At 40.7% G+C, this 18,586-nt stretch carries 17 protein-coding genes; 7 read left to right on the top strand and 10 right to left on the bottom strand.

The features are described from left to right. Window position 1: 1 nt before the first annotated feature. The 4 genes from astA to FH976_RS03465 all read right to left on the bottom strand — a co-directional run bounded on the left by astA (window position 2) and on the right by FH976_RS03465 (window position 4,682). Complete coding sequence (gene astA / locus FH976_RS03480; protein WP_194089525.1) at window positions 2–1,033, bottom strand: arginine N-succinyltransferase; 1,032 nt, start codon at window positions 1,031–1,033, stop codon at window positions 2–4. Window positions 1,034–1,194: 161 nt separating this feature from the next. After that, complete coding sequence (locus tag FH976_RS03475; RefSeq protein ID WP_194089524.1) at window positions 1,195–2,274, bottom strand: arginine N-succinyltransferase; 1,080 nt, start codon at window positions 2,272–2,274, stop codon at window positions 1,195–1,197. A 2-nt stretch (window positions 2,275–2,276) separates the two neighbouring features. Beyond that, a complete protein-coding gene (locus FH976_RS03470; protein WP_194089523.1) occupies window positions 2,277–3,494 on the bottom strand; it encodes a bifunctional succinylornithine transaminase/acetylornithine transaminase in 1,218 nt (405 codons plus the stop codon). A gap of 210 nt (window positions 3,495–3,704) precedes the next feature. Beyond that, window positions 3,705–4,682, bottom strand: coding sequence for a GlxA family transcriptional regulator (locus FH976_RS03465; protein WP_194089522.1), 978 nt, complete (start codon window positions 4,680–4,682; stop codon window positions 3,705–3,707). 710 nt (window positions 4,683–5,392) lie between these two features. On the opposite strand from FH976_RS03465, the gene FH976_RS03455 reads away from it, so the two are divergent. Next, a complete protein-coding gene (locus FH976_RS03455) occupies window positions 5,393–5,962 on the top strand; it encodes a hypothetical protein (protein ID WP_194089521.1) in 570 nt (189 codons plus the stop codon). 170 nt (window positions 5,963–6,132) lie between these two features. Here FH976_RS03455 and FH976_RS03450 read toward each other — a convergent pair whose 3' ends face one another. The 3 genes from FH976_RS03450 to FH976_RS03440 all read right to left on the bottom strand — a co-directional run bounded on the left by FH976_RS03450 (window position 6,133) and on the right by FH976_RS03440 (window position 10,804). Beyond that, window positions 6,133–9,381, bottom strand: a complete 3,249-nt coding sequence (locus FH976_RS03450) for a DUF748 domain-containing protein (protein ID WP_194089520.1) — start codon at window positions 9,379–9,381, stop codon at window positions 6,133–6,135. Window positions 9,382–9,628: 247 nt separating this feature from the next. Next, window positions 9,629–10,129, bottom strand: coding sequence for a ferredoxin-type protein NapF (napF, locus tag FH976_RS03445; RefSeq protein WP_194089519.1), 501 nt, complete (start codon window positions 10,127–10,129; stop codon window positions 9,629–9,631). 6 nt (window positions 10,130–10,135) lie between these two features. Further along, window positions 10,136–10,804, bottom strand: a complete 669-nt coding sequence (locus FH976_RS03440; protein WP_194089518.1) for a molecular chaperone TorD family protein — start codon at window positions 10,802–10,804, stop codon at window positions 10,136–10,138. A 192-nt stretch (window positions 10,805–10,996) separates the two neighbouring features. Between FH976_RS03440 and FH976_RS03435 the strand changes: the two genes are divergently transcribed. From FH976_RS03435 to FH976_RS03425, 3 genes are read left to right on the top strand one after another with little or no spacing between them, the layout of a single operon-like run. Next, complete coding sequence (locus FH976_RS03435) at window positions 10,997–13,468, top strand: DmsA/YnfE/YnfF family dimethyl sulfoxide reductase (protein WP_194089517.1); 2,472 nt, start codon at window positions 10,997–10,999, stop codon at window positions 13,466–13,468. Window positions 13,469–13,500: 32 nt separating this feature from the next. Then, a complete protein-coding gene (locus FH976_RS03430; protein ID WP_194089536.1) occupies window positions 13,501–14,130 on the top strand; it encodes a DMSO/selenate family reductase complex B subunit in 630 nt (209 codons plus the stop codon). Continuing rightward, on the top strand, window positions 14,130–14,993 hold the full coding sequence (locus FH976_RS03425) for a dimethyl sulfoxide reductase anchor subunit family protein (protein ID WP_194089516.1): 864 nt from the start codon (window positions 14,130–14,132) through the stop codon (window positions 14,991–14,993). The genes FH976_RS03430 and FH976_RS03425 overlap by 1 nt, the downstream gene beginning before the upstream one ends. A gap of 159 nt (window positions 14,994–15,152) precedes the next feature. On the opposite strand, the gene FH976_RS03420 is transcribed toward FH976_RS03425, so the two are convergent. The 3 genes from FH976_RS03420 to FH976_RS03410 form a co-directional block, all read right to left on the bottom strand. Next, entirely contained in the window at window positions 15,153–15,317 is a 165-nt protein-coding gene (locus FH976_RS03420; RefSeq protein ID WP_194089515.1) for a CCGSCS motif protein, read from the bottom strand. 158 nt (window positions 15,318–15,475) lie between these two features. Beyond that, window positions 15,476–16,375: an aromatic amino acid DMT transporter YddG gene (gene yddG / locus FH976_RS03415; protein WP_194089514.1), complete on the bottom strand. Its 900-nt coding sequence runs from the start codon at window positions 16,373–16,375 to the stop codon at window positions 15,476–15,478. A 71-nt stretch (window positions 16,376–16,446) separates the two neighbouring features. Next, on the bottom strand, window positions 16,447–17,250 hold the full coding sequence (locus FH976_RS03410) for a tRNA (adenine(22)-N(1))-methyltransferase (protein WP_194089513.1): 804 nt from the start codon (window positions 17,248–17,250) through the stop codon (window positions 16,447–16,449). Window positions 17,251–17,327: 77 nt separating this feature from the next. On the opposite strand from FH976_RS03410, the gene rnk reads away from it, so the two are divergent. From rnk to FH976_RS03395, 3 genes are all read left to right on the top strand, one after another. Continuing rightward, window positions 17,328–17,741, top strand: coding sequence for a nucleoside diphosphate kinase regulator (gene rnk / locus FH976_RS03405; protein ID WP_194089512.1), 414 nt, complete (start codon window positions 17,328–17,330; stop codon window positions 17,739–17,741). Window positions 17,742–17,872: 131 nt separating this feature from the next. After that, window positions 17,873–18,157 carry a hypothetical protein gene (locus FH976_RS03400; protein WP_194089511.1) on the top strand — a complete coding sequence of 95 codons (285 nt, stop codon included), beginning with the start codon at window positions 17,873–17,875 and terminating at the stop codon, window positions 18,155–18,157. Between the two features lie 78 nt (window positions 18,158–18,235). Then, the gene (locus tag FH976_RS03395; protein ID WP_194089510.1) at window positions 18,236–18,583 is read left to right on the top strand and encodes a hypothetical protein; all 348 of its coding nucleotides are present in this window, start codon (window positions 18,236–18,238) and stop codon (window positions 18,581–18,583) included. Window positions 18,584–18,586 lie beyond the last annotated feature (3 nt).

Raw genomic sequence — 18,586 nt, 5'->3', positions numbered from 1 at the left:
GTTATTCTCCTATTTTACAAAGTGAAACGAGACGAATAGAGTCACCATCTTTGACCTTTAACGCTTCGGCTTGGGCAAGAGTGATGGAAATATGGGTGTCATCAACATGTGGTTCACCAATAATGGCTCGGAAATCTTGGTAGCTATCATTACTCATCAAGATGGTGTGAGAGTCACTTAGGTTACTTGGGTCGGTAATACGAACTTGTCGGTGTTGGCTATCTCGCACTACGCGTAAATCTTTGGTGTAAGCTTCAAGAGTGGGGCCAGCATCAAAAATGTCGATGTAGCCTTCATAGCGCATCCCTTCGCTTTCTAAAATTTTGCGAGCAGGGGCGGTATTGGGATGAACTTCAGCCATTACTTTTTTCGCTTCATCGGTTAAAAAATCAACATATAAAGCATGTTTTGGCATAAGTTCTGCGATAAAGGCTTTTTGACCAATGCCAGTTAAATAATCGGCTTGGCTAAAATCGATGGCAAAGAAGTGTCGGCCCAAACTTTCCCAAAACGGTGATTGATCGTTGTCATCGTGCATGCCACGCATTTCAGCGATGATTTTTTCAGAGAACTTATCTTGAAATTGAGCAATAAACATTAAGCGGCATTTGGATAATAAATGACCGTTATAGTCTTTACGGTAATCAGGGTCTAAAAAGAGAGTACATAATTCACTGTAACCAGTATGGTTGTTGGTCAGCATTAGAGTTTTCATCTGGGTGTAGACATTGAGTTCTTTAGAGGCGTGAACTTGTGTACCCACATGGAAGTTATACCAAGGTTCATCTAAGCCGATAGCAACTTCAATACCGCAAATACCGACAACTTTTTGAATGTCGGTGTCTTCTAAAACAAACAAATAGCCTTCTTCTGCAGGCGTAGCTTTACCAGTCCATGTGGCTAATACTCGTTTTAGGCGAGCCAGTAAGCGCTCTTCATTTTGAGGTAGGGAAGTAAAACCTGTGCCCGTTTTAGTCGCAAAATCTAAAATAGACTGCTTGTCGTTATTCGTTATTGGTCGAATTATCATCATAATGGTTCATTCCTTGAATTTACTCGTCGTATTTGAAGCTGCCGCGTTGTTGAAGCTATTGTTTGCTGAAGCTATCGTTTGTTAAAGCTATCGTTTGTTGAAGCGACAATTTGTTGGCTAACCTCAGATCCTCTTATTCAATGATGTGACGAGTATTCTATTTATAAAACCAAACACCAAAGAGGTTGATTTTGGGTTAAGTTGGCTTGATAAGCCTTTTCTTGTGTGACGATCAATTGTCCGTCGTGCAATAGGCCATCAATAAAACAAGCTCTAAATCCTTGGCTGTCGGTGATGCCGATTAAATAGGTTTGGTTGTTCAAATGAAATTGATCTTGTAAGTACAGTTGAGCTTGTAAATACTGCTGATCTTGTTGTGAATCTTTAATGGTCAGCGTGGCCTGTTGGCTTTGCTGCCAAATCGCGAGTGCATGACGAGGCGCGGTTAAAATGGGTCCGGCATCGAAAATTTCTACGTACTTATCGGATTCAAAACCTTGGTCACACAACAATCCACATTGCAGCTCGGCTTGTGGATGCGTTTGTCCCATTACCGATTGCGCTTCTTCATTAATCAAAGGCACATAAAGTGGGTGGTGTGGCATTAACTCAGCAATAAAAGTATTGGCTTGAGTACCGTGATATTCCTCAACTTGGTGATAATCCATGTCAAAAAATTTACGCCCAACATGTTCCCAAAAAGGCGCACGGCCATCGTTATCAAAAATACCAGGTAATACCGCCATCCATTCACTTGAAAATCGTTCAGGGTAAGCGGTCATAAATAACAGGCGGCCTAAAGTAATTAACGCTGGATATTGGTTGTTGGAACTCAGCTCATTGTGAGTTGAAGGCGCTATATAAAAGGAACAAAGTTGTGAGTGATCACTTAAATCGTGACTCAGTGTTAGCGCATGGATCCGGCTGTGTACGTTGAGCTGGCGTGACGAATGAATCAAGGTGTCGTTACGAAACGAATAAAACGGAGAGCGATAACCAGCAAGTGCATTAATCGCTCCTGTTCCTATTAATTCATTGCTCGAGGTATCTTCTAAAACAAAGAAATACGACTCTTCTCCCGGGCAAAACACATCTTGTCCGAATGAATCAATCGACCGCTCAATTTTAGCCATTAACAACTCACGCTTAGCGGGCAAGGTGCATACCATTGGCCCGCTATTTTGCGCCAAATGTAATATCTGGTCGATGTCATTTAGTGTCGCGGGGCGCAGTATGACCATGCTTATTCTTCCTGAACTACATAAACCCCTAAAGCGGCTTCTAAGCGCGTTAAACCGGTCTCAACTTCTTGCTGGGTAATGTTTAAAGCTGGTGCAAAACGCACTACATTGGGTCCTGCAATTAACATCATCAGTCCATGTTCAGCGGCAATATTACTGATGGTTTTTGCGTTGCCTTTATGAGCATCGTTAAGCTCACAACCAATTAATAAGCCAACACCACGAAATGACTTAAACAGATCAAACTTTTGATTGAGTTGGGTTAATCGAGCGATAAATTGATCATGGCGATCTTGTACCGCTTGTAAGAATGCAGGTTGATTCACTTCTTCTAACACTGCGTTACCAATCGCGCCCGCAATAGGGTTGCCACCATAAGTCGTGCCGTGTGTTCCTACACATAATGAGGGAGCAAATTTATCGGTGGTGAGAATGCCGCCAATCGGGAAGCCGCCGCCTAGTGCTTTTGCGGTTGAAAGAATATCGGGGCACACGTTGTAATGCATATAAGCATAAAGCGCGCCAGTACGGCCAACACCGGTTTGCACTTCATCAAAAATTAAAGCGACGTCATATTGGTCACATAAATCTCGTAGACCTTGTAGAAATTCTTTATCGGCAGGGATAACGCCACCTTCACCTTGAATTGGTTCAACAATCACGGCGCATGTTTTTTCATTAATGATGGCTTTTGCTGCTGCTAAATCGTTATAGGCAACATGATTTATCCCACCAGGAAGAGGGGCAAAGTCTTGAGAATACTTTGGCTGCCCGCCTGCACTTACTGTAAATAGTGTGCGGCCGTGGAAGGCATTATTGAAAGCAACAATTTCGTTTTTATGTTCACCGAAATGATCAAGAGCGTATTTTCTAGCCAGTTTTAAAGCCGCTTCATTGGCTTCTGCGCCAGAGTTACAAAAGAAGACTTTATCGGCAAAGGTACTTTCCACTAATTGACGAGCCAGTTTCAAAATAGGCTCATTAGTATAACCATTACCGGTATGCCACAACGCGTCGGCTTGTTCGGCCAATACACGTTTGAGTTTTGGGTGAGCATGACCTAAAACATTGACCGCAATACCGCCAGCAAAGTCGATGTAGTCTTTCCCATTTTGATCGATGATCACCGAGCCTTTCCCCGACACTGGAATAAACGGTGCAGGTGAATAGGTTGGGAGTAAATATTTATCAAAATCGCTGCGAGTCGGTTTGTGAGTCATGATGATAGCCTTATCATTGAGTGCATTAATCTTAAATTTATTTAGGTATAGATTTAGGCTACGCGACTGATGATAAAAATACGTTCATATACGCGACAACTATTTACATATTTAACACATCGTTAACATTATGATTGTCGCTTTTATCGCAAATCGGGCTTTGGGGGAGTGGTCTGCTTGAGCCGTCTAATTAGATAGAGGTTGCTAAAATTATGGTTGAGAAGGATGTAGCTTGGCTCTCTCTTCTCTTGGGGTAAGTTGATAAAATGTTTTATAGGCAGAAGAGAAATGAGGGCCACTTGAAAAACCACATTTAAGCCCTATTTGAACAATCGACGTTGATGTGGTTTGCAGTAAATATTTGGCGTGCTTAAGACGAATTTGCATGTAATGACGCGCTGGCATGGTATCAAGATGACGTTTAAATAGGCGCTCTAATTGGCGACGTGATACATATATTTGCGCGGCAATATGATCAGTGGTGAGTGGATCTTCAATATGACTCTCCATGATCTCAATGGCGTTGGTGAGCTTACGATCTATTGCGGTTATTGGCTGTGGTATACGCTGTTTTTCATCGCCATTGCGTCGTCTTTCCATGCACAATAATTCGACTAAGTGCAGAATGAGTTCGGCGCTCTCAAATTGTTGCAGGTAATCGAGCAGACAATCGAATAAAGAGAGTTGCCCGGCGCAACTACTTATATGCTCATTTCGTTGGAATAGGTGATCACTGAAATGAATATGAGGATATTTATCTTTTAGATCATCATGCAAAGACCAATGGGCTACCAAGGTATGGTTATTTTCATGATTAGATGAGCTATTTTTACACTTTAGTGGGTTGTGACTAAAGCCGATGCTACTGTCGAGTAGCCAATAAACACCTGCATGAACCGTGAGTATTGGCGTGAGGTTTTGATGATAGTGATTGAGTGCGTTCTTAATTTTAAATGAAACAGGTTGTAGTGGCGCTTGTTCGGCTAAAATAATGAGACATTGATAAGGGGGAAGGCTCGTGAGCGCAGCACTATTTTGCTCGGTGATAAAGTCGATCTGATACTTTTCTTGCTCTAACAATTGATTGATGAGCCGAAAAGGTTCCACCACCGCGCCTCGACTTAAAGCGGAGCAGTCTTGTGGAATAAATACTCCAATATGCGCGGTTATAACGTCACGATGTGGCATTATTGCGTGATACTTTCAATGTTAGCGTGACTCGAACTCAGAGTAAGTTCATTCAAAGTAAGCCAACTAAGAATAAAAACGCAGCTTAAGTAATCCATTTAACCTTTCCTATTTGTTTAGGTGGTAGGCGAACTTTTTGCCTTATCAATTAATTCTAATTTGAGTTGACTAAAAGACATGGGTTTATACAAAAAATAGCCTTGAAGTCATTCTACATGGTGTGTGACCAAATGATCCATTTGCGCTTGTGTTTCTACGCCTTCAAGCACAATTTTTACTTTTAATTGATGGGCAAGGTCGATAATACTATTGAGAACTGGCGTATTAATGGAGTCGTTGCCTTTTGGTTATTTCAATGCTGAGCAAAAGGTTTTGTGCTTTATATTTTCCAGCCCATAAAGTGCTTTAATTAACTCCTTAAGATAAAAGGAAAAATGTTTTTTATTGGACACATTAATAAGATTATTAGGATGTTAATACATTACTTTAACTAGGTAGTTGTCGTATAACCATTTGTTTAAATTATAGTTTTATTTTTTATGAATATACATAATAATCTAATAATGGATTATGATGATGTAGTGCTTTCTGACATTAAGAGGTTAAGGATAATGAAGAAATTTTATTTAGGGTTGATCATTACAGGTTTATGAGCAGGGTGTTCATCGACAGATGATTCGAATGCACAATCCACATCATCAGTTGCCGTAATGGGCGTGATTGGTGATGGTCAATTTACCCAGTTTAGAGCCAATAATGGTAAAAGTGATGCTTGGCTAAAACATGCCGATAAAAATAATGGCTTAGGTGATGTTGATAGTTCTGCGGAAACAGCCTCTGGTGATGAGGGTTCAGTGCGAATTCGTTTTGTGAATGCAACGGATGATTTCACCGCAGCGCCCGGTATTAGCCAAGTATTAACGAATGTAGAGTCAAATACTGAATATACGTTATCGGTTTATTACGCTGATAAAAAAGGTGATGCCTCACTGAGCGAATTAGAGATTGGTGCGAAGGCGCTTGGCGAGCACTCATTATCTGGCTCGACTGTGGTTACAAAAGAGATTCATATTAAAGACCTTGCAGATAGTGCTCACGGCGATGCCAACGATGGCTTTCGTCAAGCAAGCGTCGACTTTAACTCAGGCAGCAACACGACTCTTGAGATTTATGCGTTGATGCATATTATTAATGCGAATCAATTGGATAAGAACGCTGATATTAGTGATCAAACGGAAGTCTATATTGATGATTTTTCATTAACCGTAAAAGATGATTAATGCTGTTGATATAAACTGCGACTAAGTTGCATTGCATTCAAAAAAGTTACCTGTGATAGAAAAAAGTCTCAAACTCTACATTTCAGAGTTTGAGACTTTTTTATTGATAAGCGCGACGTAGATGCTTGTTTTAACTAGAAACTAACTAAAAATCTAGAGGCATCGATAGATTATTGCGCATCAATAGTAAGGTCTGCACCTTGGCTATCGGTTTTTAGTTGAGATTTACTGTCGAGTATAAACACTCGCGCTGGATCGATTTTTTGTTCATCCACTAAGTATGCTTTAATCGTTCGAGAGCGTTCAACTGCCAGGCTACCAAGTTCATCAGGGCTGATATTTTCAGCATTAATCAGTTGGTTGTACAAGCTGATGTGTAGCGCTGTGTCTAGCTGTGTTGAATCGACCTTTTCTTTGCCTGTGCTTTGTTGGATTTGCAGTTTTACTTTGTCTTCTTCATCACTGACACTTTTGTTTGGAAGTTCGCTATACAAATCTTCTAGGCTGTCGGCTAAGTCTTCATTTTGTGCAATGCTACTGGCCGATGAGTTTGGTGGCAGTTCATCTAGTCCACTGTCTTGCAGTAATTTTTGTTGTAGTTTTTCTTCTGCTAACGCTTGGCTATCATCAGTGGCAGATACTGCCCCAACAACGCTTAGTTTTAGCATCGGCCTATCTTGTAGCGCTTTACCTAACGTGGCTAAGCGAGAAAGGGCTTCTTCATTAAGTTGTGATTTCCCTGCATCAAATGGGATGTGATCAAGCTCCTCATCACTGCCTACCAATCCAGCGAGTAGTGAGAAAGGAGAGGTGATGGCTTTCGTTATGATATTGGTCAGTGCCTGTAAAACGATGCTTCCAACACTAAAGTCTGGACTATTCACATCCCCAGAGACTTGTAGACCTAAATCAATCACACCATGACGATCTTGTAGCAGCGCAATCGCGAGTGTCAGTGGCAGGCTGGTAGCAAGATCGGAATCGCTTTTCTTACCCAGTTGGAGTTGATCGACCACCACGTGGTTATTACCCAATAATTGATTTTTCTCAAGCTTATATTTGAGATCTAACGATAGCTGGCCTTTATCAATATAGTAGCCAGCATAAGTGCCTGAATATGGGTTTACCGAAGTCAGTTCGACACTTTTGAAAGTAAGATCTAAGTCTAAGTAAGGCTGTTTTATTAATGGATTGACATGACCTTTTAAAGTGACGGGCGCGTATTTATTGATTTTACCTTGGATGTCTACGCTTGCTTTAGTGCCAGGCGTTGACGATAAATGACGGATATTACCGCTAATCGATTCAATGCCAGAAGAAAAACTGGTTGGCAGTGAATAATCGGCAAATAAAGCAGAACCTTGAGTGAATTTAATCTGTTTAATATCGACTTTTAACGGCTTGCTTGGCGCTGATTTTTTCTTGCCTGTATTGGCGCTAGCAGGTTGGGGCTTAACAATGCTTCCGATATTAGTATTACGTTGCTTATCAATTAATACTTTGCTGTAAGGCGCGGTAAAATTGATGGTGTCAATATTGAGTCGTTGAGTTTTTTGATCAAATTTTAAATTATTGATGGTCATATTGGACCATTTGATTAGCGGCTGGTATTCCAAACGATCACGGATGAGTAAATTGGCAATTTGTGCGCTCCCAGAATAAGACGCTGCGCCTTTAGTATCGGCATTAAAGTTACCTTGAGTGCTTAATTTACCTCGTAATAACTGCACGTTTAGATAAGGGTTCAAATAGGTTTGTAGCTGAGTTAAATCCAATTGTGATAGTGCTACTTTTCCTTTAACCACAATACCTTGACGGTCAACTTTGGTTAAATCCACACTGCCTTGACTGTTGAATGAGCCACGAGTGTTGTCGGGCGCTTTCTTGAGCCAAGAATTGACGGATAAGTTAACATTGTAATCAATCGGTTTACTCAGATCGCTAAATATATCTTTTGTTGTGATAGATAATGGATATATACGCCAATGCACACCATTACTCACCATTTTTTCATTGATATTGATATCGGTTTTTTTCATATCAAATTGGTGTAAATGAAGAAGCCAAGGTGTATTTTTTGAGTCGTTTGATTTGCTGTCAGCCGCATTTTTTACGGTCTTAGTTGCTGTGTTTTTAGCTGCTGTGTTTTTAGTTGCCGTGCGTTTAGCGACTGCTTGTGTAGTGACTGTTTGTTTAACGGCTGCTTGATTAGTCGCAGTTTGATTCACAACCACAGGCGTTTGGTTTTTTGGTTGCGCTATTGGAGAGAAAAGTTTTTGTAAATCAAGTCCATTCTTGGTGAGGTCTGCATCTAACCATAGGCCATTTAAGACTAAGCTTTGGACATCAATGCGTTTATTTTGGCTATTAAGTGCAACGTTATTTACCTTTAAGCTTGGGAGCTTAATTTTAGGTAGGTTGTTATCACTGAACTCGAGGTTGCGTAACGTAAATTGACCTTTGTCGGTAGTGAAATTAAAGGCGTCATCAGTATTTTTCAATGCAAATTGAGTTGATAAATCGAATTGTCCATCAGTAAGTTTTGCTTTTAGTTCTTTTTCGGCAAACGGCCAAAAGCGCGCTAGGGTGATTTTGTCTAGTACTAGGTTGCCTTGTAGAGCAAATGGTTGAAATTGGAATTGCCCTTTTAAAGCCAGTGAACCTTTATCGACTCCGATGATCTCCAACGCAAAGTGGTTGGCTTTTTCATTGAGCGACAATGGTGAATTTGAATTGGAGGCTTGGTCTGGTTTTACAAGCGTGACCGCCTTAGAGTCTAATTGTGGAAGGTGTAAATTTAGGCCTTGATACTGTAAATGTGCACCGGTTGGTGTATCGATAAAATCAAAGTGGCCTTGGGTAAGTTTAATGTCTTGCGCATAAAATGCAGGCAAGGTTTGGGTTTCGTTGGGTACTGTTACTTTCTCATCTAGATGTTGTGTGGCATTTTTTGCCAAGGTATTGATGATATCGGTAAAGTTAAAATCGGCTCCATTTTTCAGTCTCGCCACGGTGACTTGTGGTTTGATTAAATATAGGTGCTCAACGGTTGGTGCAAAGTGAATAATACTTTTCCAGAAACCAACTTGTAGATCTAAGCTGTCAAAGCTAACAAAAGGTGGTGTATTTTCTTGCTTCTGAGTTTTTGCATCTTGCATTGGCGTGTTGGCTTCAAGTATTTCGAAACCTTGAATGCGAAAGCGCAATAAGAATGGGTTGATACTGACTTTTTGAATGCGTACATCACGTCCCAATAAAGCACTTAACTGTTTGGGTGCTTGTGATTGAGCAACAGCCGGAATAATTAGCCCAAGAATGATGGCGTAAATGGCATAAGCTAATAATAAGTAACTCGCAATACGCAAGAAAAGAGGAGCTTGCTTAAATCGGCGATAAGCATTTTTTAAAGCGAGTGGCATACGTTGTATTGAACCTCTGGGCAGTATTTCTTAGGGTTAGTACAAACCCGTCAGAAAATAGAAAAGTCACCATCATTATACGCTTTGATAACTATTAACAAATAGTTAATTGTCGGTTTTTTCTTACAAAGTAGGCGAGAAGAACGGAATTCAGTAATTGCAGATATTGAGTAAGACGTTTCGTTGGTCAATCATCATAAATTTGATAGTACAGTTTTGGTTTTCTATGTAGTTCATTGCTGAATATTCAGTGATTAATCAAATGTATGGCGCCAAGATAACAGTCGGATTTGCAGATGCCACAACCATGACAATGACTTAAATTAATATGGGGTATTTGCCCATCTTTCCATTGCAGTGCTTGGGTTGGACACGATGTTTCGCAAGCATCGCAATAGCCGTAAAGGTTAATACAAGTATCGTTAACGTTGGCGCGCAATCCCGTATCTTGCTGCTCACCTGAGAGCGCAATAGTTGGACACACACTCTTGCATTCACCACATAAGGTGCAGTGAGCATAATCCACATCCAAAGTCGGATATCCAGCTTGCATATGAATAATGGATTGTGGGCACGCTTTGGCGCACTCGCCACATTGGTTGCACAATCTCTGGAATATATCTTCGTCGACAGCGGTTGGTGGGCGAGAAACGGTTCGCTGTACGGCTTCAACGGTTTTGATTGCCTTTACATGAGCGCTAAGACCACCAAATAAACCTCGTCGAGTTAAGTTAGGCGCTGTCGACATGCTCAATTACTCCTGAGTTTCATTTCTGTCTTGGTCGATTTGAATATAAACCTTTCTATTTTCTACCGGGATCAAGAAAAGCTTAGTGTATTGCTCTAGTAAAATTTGAGTGGTTTTTACTAATGATGAATAGCTCGGTTCGGTAAGCGCGAGACTGACATTACTCAGATAAGTCTGACTCCACGGAAGTAGGTGGACGCTTAGCATTTCTTGCAGTTCAGCTGAATCAATCGCGTTGTCGTTTTCTTGATTATCCAATAATGCACCTAATGCCATTAACATTAAGCCAATATGATCAAGCGGATCGTTGTTTTTGGTTTCAAACTCAAAGCCAGCCTTGGCTAAAAACTGCTTATATTGAGTATGAGATTCACCGAATAACACACATTCACGATCTAAATACACTGATCCCCACGGTGGTGCAGGAATATCGGCAATGGCGCAAAAATGTTGATCGTGCTGCGCGGTTAGATCATCAATATTGGCTTGTTTAAAGGCTGCCAATGTCGAGATAAATTGCTGCATTAACGGTGAGTTATTCGTTTGGTCTAATGGGGCGCTCAGTACCCGATCAATACCGTATAGCGAGTATTCGCATGGACGATAATAGAATAATGAACCTAATGTTTTGCTGATTAAGGCAGAATCTATATGGCTGTAAGTAGCAAGCGTCATAATATATCTCTATTGAAATTCGTCGTTAAAATCACTTATTCGTATTGTGGGAATTTAAAGCATAAGTGAACAAGTTACTGGCACATAATATACGTGTAAAAGATCGATCATACTTTGATGTAAAACAAGGTACCCCAAAGGGGCTAGGTTCATAATTCTCGGCATAACTCGAAATATAAAAGAGGAAATGTCGTGTCAGTTAATATTAAACAGACCACTATCAACGGTGCCTTTGCGGTTACTCGTCGAAGTTTTGTTAAAGGAAGTTCTGCGTTAGGTGCACTAGCTGTTGCATCAACAGGTTTAACATTACCGTTTAGTAAGAAAGCCATTGCGAAAGAAACGCCGGCTAAATCTGATGAAAAAATCGTTTGGTCATCATGCACCGTAAACTGTGGTAGCCGCTGCCCATTACGCATGCATGTGGTGGATGGTGAAATCAAATGGATTGAAACTGATAACACTGGCCTTGATGAGTTCAATAATACCCATCAAGTTCGTGCTTGTTTGCGTGGCCGTTCGATGCGCCGTCGTGTTTATAACCCTGATCGTCTTAAATATCCTCTTAAACGTGTTGGTAAACGTGGCGAAGGCAAATTCAAACGTATTAGCTGGGATGAAGCTCTTGATACGATTGCCGATAGCCTAAAACACACGATTAAAGACTACGGTAATGATGCGATCTACCTAAACTACGGTACGGGTACACTTGGTGGTACGGTGACTAAAAGCTGGGATCCATCGGCGACTTTGATTGCACGTTTAATGAATTTATCCGGTGGTTACTTAAACCATTATGGAGATTACTCTACGGCCGCAATTGCTCGTATGGGGGATTTTTTCTATGGCGGTTGGATGGATAATAATGGCATGGATGATATTCAAAATGCTGATTTAGCCATCTTTTTTGGTAATAACCCAGCAGAGACGCGTATGTCTGGTGGGGGACAAACTCATAATTATGTTGAAGGCCAACAAAAAAATCATACTCGTACCATTATTATTGATCCTCGTTATACCGATACGGCCGCTGGTCGTGAAGACCAATGGATACCGCTAAAACATGGCACGGATGCGGCGTTATGCGCTGCGCTGGCACATGTGATCATCACAGAAAACAAAGCAGATGAAGCTTTCCTAAATAAATATTGTGTTGGTTACGATGCCACAACGCTGCCGGCTTCTGCACCTAAAAATGGTAGTTACAAAGATTATATTTTAGGTAACGGCAATGATAAAACGCCAAAAACACCTGAATGGGCTTCAACCATTACAGGCATTCCAACGGAATATATTACTAAGCTTGGCCGTGAAATTGGTAATGCAAATCGACTTTATATTACACAGGGTTGGGGGTTACAACGTGCCGCCAGTGGTGAGCAAGCCTGTAAAGCGATTGGCATGTTGGCTTTGCTTCGTGGGCAAGTGGGTGTGCAGGGCGGCAGTACAGGAATGCGCGAAGGCGGGCATGGTTACCCGTTCCAGCGTTTCCCGAAAGTACCCAATCCAGTAAAAGCGTCTATCCCAATGTTCTTGTGGACCGATGCCATTTACCGTGCCCATGAAATGACGGATATCACCGATGGTATTCAGGGGGTCGAACGTCTGAAAAATCCAATTAAGTTCATTTGGAACTACGCGGGCAACTGTTTAATCAACCAACATGCCGATATAAATCGTACCCACAAAATTCTGCAAGATGAAAAAGCCTGTGAAATGATCGTGGTGATCGACAATCATATGACGTCTTCTGCCAAATACGCGGACATCGTACTGCCAGATTGTACCACTTCGGAGCAATCAGATTTTTGTATGGATGGTGCGGTAGGGTCAATGCCTTACTTTATCTTTGCGAGCCAAGCGATCAAACCACGTTTTGAATGTCGTCCGATTTACGACATGTTGTCTGATCTTGCTAAACGTATGGGCACAGAAAAAGAATTTACCGAAGGTCGGACTCAAGAAGAGTGGCTTAAGTGGATGTACGCTGAAACGGTGAAACAAAATAATGATCCTGATTTACCCGATTACGACACCATGCGTAAACAAGGGATTTATAAAAAACAATTCGAACGTCCTTATGTGGCTTACGAAGCGTTTAGACAAGATCCAAAAGCAAACCCTTTAAATACGCCATCAGGTAAAATTGAAATTTATTCTGAGCAGTTGGCTGAAATAGCAAACTCTTGGAAACTTGCTGACGATGAATACATCACTCCGATTGCCGAATATCACCCAACCTTTGATGGCTGGGATGCGCAGAAACGCCAACAGTTCCCACTGCAAATGACAGGCTTTCATTATAAAGCTCGTACGCACTCGACTTACGGAAACGTGGAGTTATTGAAGGCGGCAGCACCGCAAGAAATCTGGATTAACCCTATGGATGCTCAAGCGCGTGGCATCAAAAATGGAGATTTAGTCTTGGTAGAAAGTGAGTTCGGCAAGTTGCAAGTGTGCGCCAAAGTAACGCCTCGTATTATTCCTCAAACGACCGCGCTGAGTGAAGGTGCTTGGTATGCTCCAAATCGTGAAGGCACGGACATGAATGGTTCAATTAATGTATTGACCACCGCACGCCCATCACCTTTAGCAAAAGGGAATCCTTCTCACACCAACTTAGTTGAAATTACACTGCTAAAAAGCATGGGAGTTAAAGCATGAGTGAACACAATAACTCAGGCGTGAATCAATCAATGAAGGTCAAAAAACAATACGGCTTTTATATCGATTCAAGCAAATGTACCGGTTGTAAAACTTGCCAACTGTCATGTAAAGACAACAAAGATCTTGATGTTAAGCGTAATTTCCGCCGTATTTACGAATATGTCGGTGGTAACTGGTCTGAGAACAATGGTGTATATCGCCAAGATGTTTACGCTTATTACTTGTCGATTGCGTGTAATCATTGCTCAAACCCTGCTTGTACTAAAGTTTGTCCATCAGGCGCGATGCATAAGCGTGATGAAGATGGTTTAGTCGTGGTTAATGAAGAAGTGTGTATTGGTTGTAAATATTGTCATATGGCTTGTCCGTATGGCGCGCCACAATACAGTGAAGAAAAAGGTCACATGACTAAGTGTGATGGTTGCTATGAACGTGTTGCTGAAGGTTTAATGCCAATTTGTGTCGATTCATGCCCATTACGTGCGATTGAATTTGGTGACATTAATGAGCTTCGCGCGAAATACGGCAACAATGCTGATTGCGCGCCATTGCCGGATTCTCGCTTAACCAGTCCTAATTTGATTGTGAAATTGAATCCGAATGCGCGCCCACTTGGTGATACATCTGGCTTCTTACAAAATCCGAAGGAGGTGATCTAATGCACTTTTTAGAATTTCCATTAGTGATTTTTACGGTTCTCGCGCAGTGCGCAGTAGGGGCTTATTTATTGATCACCACTCGCATGACGTGTGTGAAAGAAGAATCACAGCTGACTAATTTAGCCGTGAAAAGTTTATTCTTTGTGCTCGGTTTTATGGCGATTGGTTTTGCAGCATCAACGGCTCATCTTGGCAGCCCATTGCGTGCATTCAACTCGTTTAATCGTGTTGGTGCATCAGGTCTTTCCAATGAAATATTAAGCGGCTCAATCTTCTTTGCGTTGGCAGGTATTTACTGGTTAACCGAAGTGTTAACTATGATGGGTAAGCCGCTGGTGTCGAAAGGTATCCGGACGGTGCTTCGCTATTTAGGTGCGGTGTCTGGTGTGGTCTTTATGGTCGCGATGATCAAGGTTTACTTGATCAACACCGTGCCACTTTGGGATAACATTTTCACACCTCTTGAGTTTACGTTTACCGTAATCACGGCTGGTTTATTGTTTGGTTATGTTTTATTGAATGCGTTTAATGGCAGTTCAGTAGCGTCCAATAAAAAGATGGCAGGCATTGGTGTATTACTGATCGCGATTCACTTTATAGTGATGATTGCTCGGATCCTTGATTTTTCTGGTGTGGTTACCTCAATCCACCAAGGTATTACCGTGCTTGATGAATACTCAACTATGATCATGACCCAATGTGTATTGATGTTAGTGACCGCTATTTTGTGGGTGTTTTCCGCTCAACAAACCAATAACAAAGTACGCTTCTACAGTATTCTGGCTTTGTTTGCCTTAATAGCGGCAGAAGTCTTTGGCCGCGGTGTGTTCTACGGTATGCACTTTACGTTTGGTCTTATCTAGTCAAACTAGTTTAATTCCACTATGCACTTCGATATTGAGTCTAAGTGATTAAAAACCGCTAGCGGAAAAAAGAAAGTCCGAGCAATTTGAAGGGGTCACTTCACTTGCTCGGACTTTCGTGTATTTGGGTGTGATCAAATAAATTGCTCTTATAAGACCTTACGAGCAAGAACCGCAACAAACGCCAGGTTCTCCGTGTTTCTTGGCTTTCTTCTCAGTACTTTCAGCAGACTGATCTTCATTTGCTGTTGGTTGCTGTACTAATTTCGTTTCTTCTGTATCCGATTTATCTTTCTTGAAAATTTTAGTAAATGAAAGTGCCATGTGAGTTCCTACCTTATAAGTTGCATTTTAAATGCATCTTATAAGTTGTGGTAATAATCGTCAACACTAAGTTGTGTGATTTTTGGTCAGTCTTACTTGAGGTTTTTGTTTTTAATTAATATTTGTTCCGATCAGTAGGTGCTGAAATCATCGCTTTCTTAAGGTTTAGCTTTGGCTCGAGTGACTAAAAAACAAATAAGGGAGCCTAATGTTACCAATATCACGCCTTGCCAAAATGAAGCGCTTAATGAAATGGATAAATAAACAGAGGCAAACAAGGTAGAGAAAACTGGCGTGAAGTAAGACAGGGTGCCTAGAAGAATGAGATTCCCTCCAATCATGGCTTGATTCCACAATGCATATCCTGTCCCAATTATAATGCCAGCCAGCAATAATGTGAGCGTTGATTGGGTCGTAAAGTGAAAACTAGGCTCATGGCTGAAAGCGTATTTTACCCATAATGTGATGGCTGTTGCGATGAAAAAGAGTGTAATTGCATTTTTACCATTACTGATTTTTTGGGTTACAACACAATAGATTGCCCAGATGATAGCAGCAAAGAAAGCCATAAAATAAGTGATGGGGTTATCCGATATATTATGGAGTAAAATATTTATGGAAATGCCTTGATCACCGGAGATACACCACGCTACCCCTGAAAATGCTAATAAGATGCTAGGATAAACGAGAATATTGACCTTATTTCTACTTAATATGACCGATAGGAGTATGGTCAGTGCTGGCCATAAATAATTAATGATAGCCATTTCCATTGCTTGATAGCGGCTATTTGCCATGCCTAACGATAATGCTAGGCAGACTTCATAAGTAACAAATAAGATGCCGCCGATAATCAAGTAACGTTTGGGGTAATGCTTGATTTTTGGTACACCCATGACCAACATTAGAAATATTGCACTAACGGAATAAATCATCGCGGCGCCGCCAGTTGGGCTAAATAGTTCGGATAAATCACGGATTAATGCGGTGACAGAGCTCCATAATAAAATGGCAGCAATACCGAAAAAAGTATATTTATTCTGGATAACGAAAGACATGAAAGCCTAATAAAGTGAATGAAATAGAAAGATTTTGACTTTACCTTTAATCACGCTGAATGCAAATAACCTCATGCAGTTATTGCTTTAATGCAGCGTGACCATTTGGTTTCGTTACGCGATTCAAATTGAATGGTGCGATAAGCATCGAGAATGTGATCTACCTCGCTCCCTTTGCCTTTTTGGATGCGTTGGTAATGCTGTAGTGTTTTATGAAGATAGGCTTTAACTGCCTCTATTTGTTGCGTGGAGGATACCTTCCAAATATCATTACCAACTGCGCTAACTCGTTTATTTATATCTATTTTTGATGATACAAATAAGATTTCATAGAAACGTTTGTTTTCTTCGATTAATATTTCGTGCTTTAAACTGAAATCAAGCTTGATTAGTTGTTGGCGTAAGGTAAATTGGTGGTGGACAGGACATAATAGGAAATCGATAGTGAGATGTGGATATTTTTGATGAATAGCTTGAATAAAGACATTCATTAAATCCCCACCGACACCTGCAATAATAATTAAATGCTTTCCTTCATATTGATCCAAAGGTAGCGCTGCCACATCCAGACAATGTGTTTTCCAAATGGAATCTGATCCTGAATAAAATTGGTGCAGCTTTATTTCTAACTTATCCATCAGTTCAGGGACAATATCTACAAAATGAATGTTCATAGCTGCTTGCCGAGATAATAAGGCGGCACCTAAAAAACCGTGATCACAACAGCAATCCCAAATATGGGAATAGCCTGGGATCACCATTTGTTCAATTTGCTTCAATCTTTTATTGAGTTTCAAGATATACGCCTGTTTTTTTATTAGAAAGCGGGCGTATTGTAATAACTTTCTTTTTCTATGCGAAGTATCTACCGCCATTTTATTACGGTTGATATTGAATTTTTTGTTAAGTGGGGTTTTCAGAAAACCTTTTGCCATCTTGTTAAGGAAACATAATGAATGCAAGACCAGAAATAACTATTTCATCTTTAGATGCAGATAGACTGTATAAGCTAATCGAGTCGTTACCAGAAGGTAGTTTTGCCGGAATTAACGATCTTGAAAGTGAATTAGACCGTGCCAATATTGTGGAGCCATCTGAAGTTCCGCCAACGGTTGTCACGATGAATTCAACGGTGAAGTTTGTTGTTGAGTCATCTCAGCAAGAGGTTATGTTAACGTTGGTTTATCCAAAAGATCTTGATACGAGTGGGAATAAAATCTCTATCCTTGCCCCCGTCGGTAGTGCGTTATTAGGGCTTTCTCAAGGTGATAAAATTGAATGGCCAAAACCGGGTGGCGGATTGATTAAGGTTCAGATAAAAGAGATTGTTTACCAGCCAGAGCGAGCGGGTGAAATGCATAGGTAGTATAGCAATATAGGTAGTAGACCAATAATGAAATGAAGCTTTTTAGTATTTAACGATTAATAAGCTTCATTTCTTGATGATTAAACCATGCTGTCAATTGCAAACCATATCGAAAAATAGAAGCCTTAAATATGAATGTAGATAAAGCAAAAAAGCGCATCGCTAAACAGGTGAAAAAGGGCTTTAAAGGCTATCCTCAGATCTGCATACAATACTTTGGTAAAAGCGATAACTGTGCTACCGAAGTGGTGGTTCAGTTTATTGCCGAAGAGGGAGCTGAAATACAAGAAGAGCGCTTTGCGAGTGCCTCTGACGTTAGAGAAAATGAGGTTATTCAATCTGCTTTGGTTAAAATTATAGAAAGAGCCAATGTAAGCTCGGTTCTAGAAGTAGAAGGCGTTTCTTTAATTAAGTAATGATGAATAAATTACCATAATAAAGAGTATGAATTTATTCATCTAAATAAGCTATAGGTTTAAATTTTAGGAGTAGGTATGAAGTGTAAATCTATAGTTTTGATATTTTCAGTCGTATTGTCATTACCATTCAACGTTTATTCATGGGGCAGTTTACAGTCCGAAAAAGTCGATGGTTTCAACCGTTATTGCCATTACAGTGACGGCGGTGTAGAGACAGTTAAAAGCATTGATTTATGCCCGGTTGATAATCAATCCACTGCGAAACATAGTAGCTCACCCACGATTAATATTAAAAAGAGCAATAGTAGTTTTGGGTCGTTAACGAGTGAGAAAACGAGTGGTTTTAATCGTTATTGTACTTATAGTAATGGCTCAGTATTAACCGTTAGCAGCACCGATTTGTGTCCGCTTACTGGTAAGTGATTT

It is taken from the genome of Vibrio hibernica, assembly GCF_015223435.1.
Lineage (GTDB): Bacteria > Pseudomonadota > Gammaproteobacteria > Enterobacterales > Vibrionaceae > Vibrio > Vibrio hibernica.
Note: the sequence above shows the minus strand (reverse complement) of the source record. Positions and strands in the feature narration are given on the sequence as shown.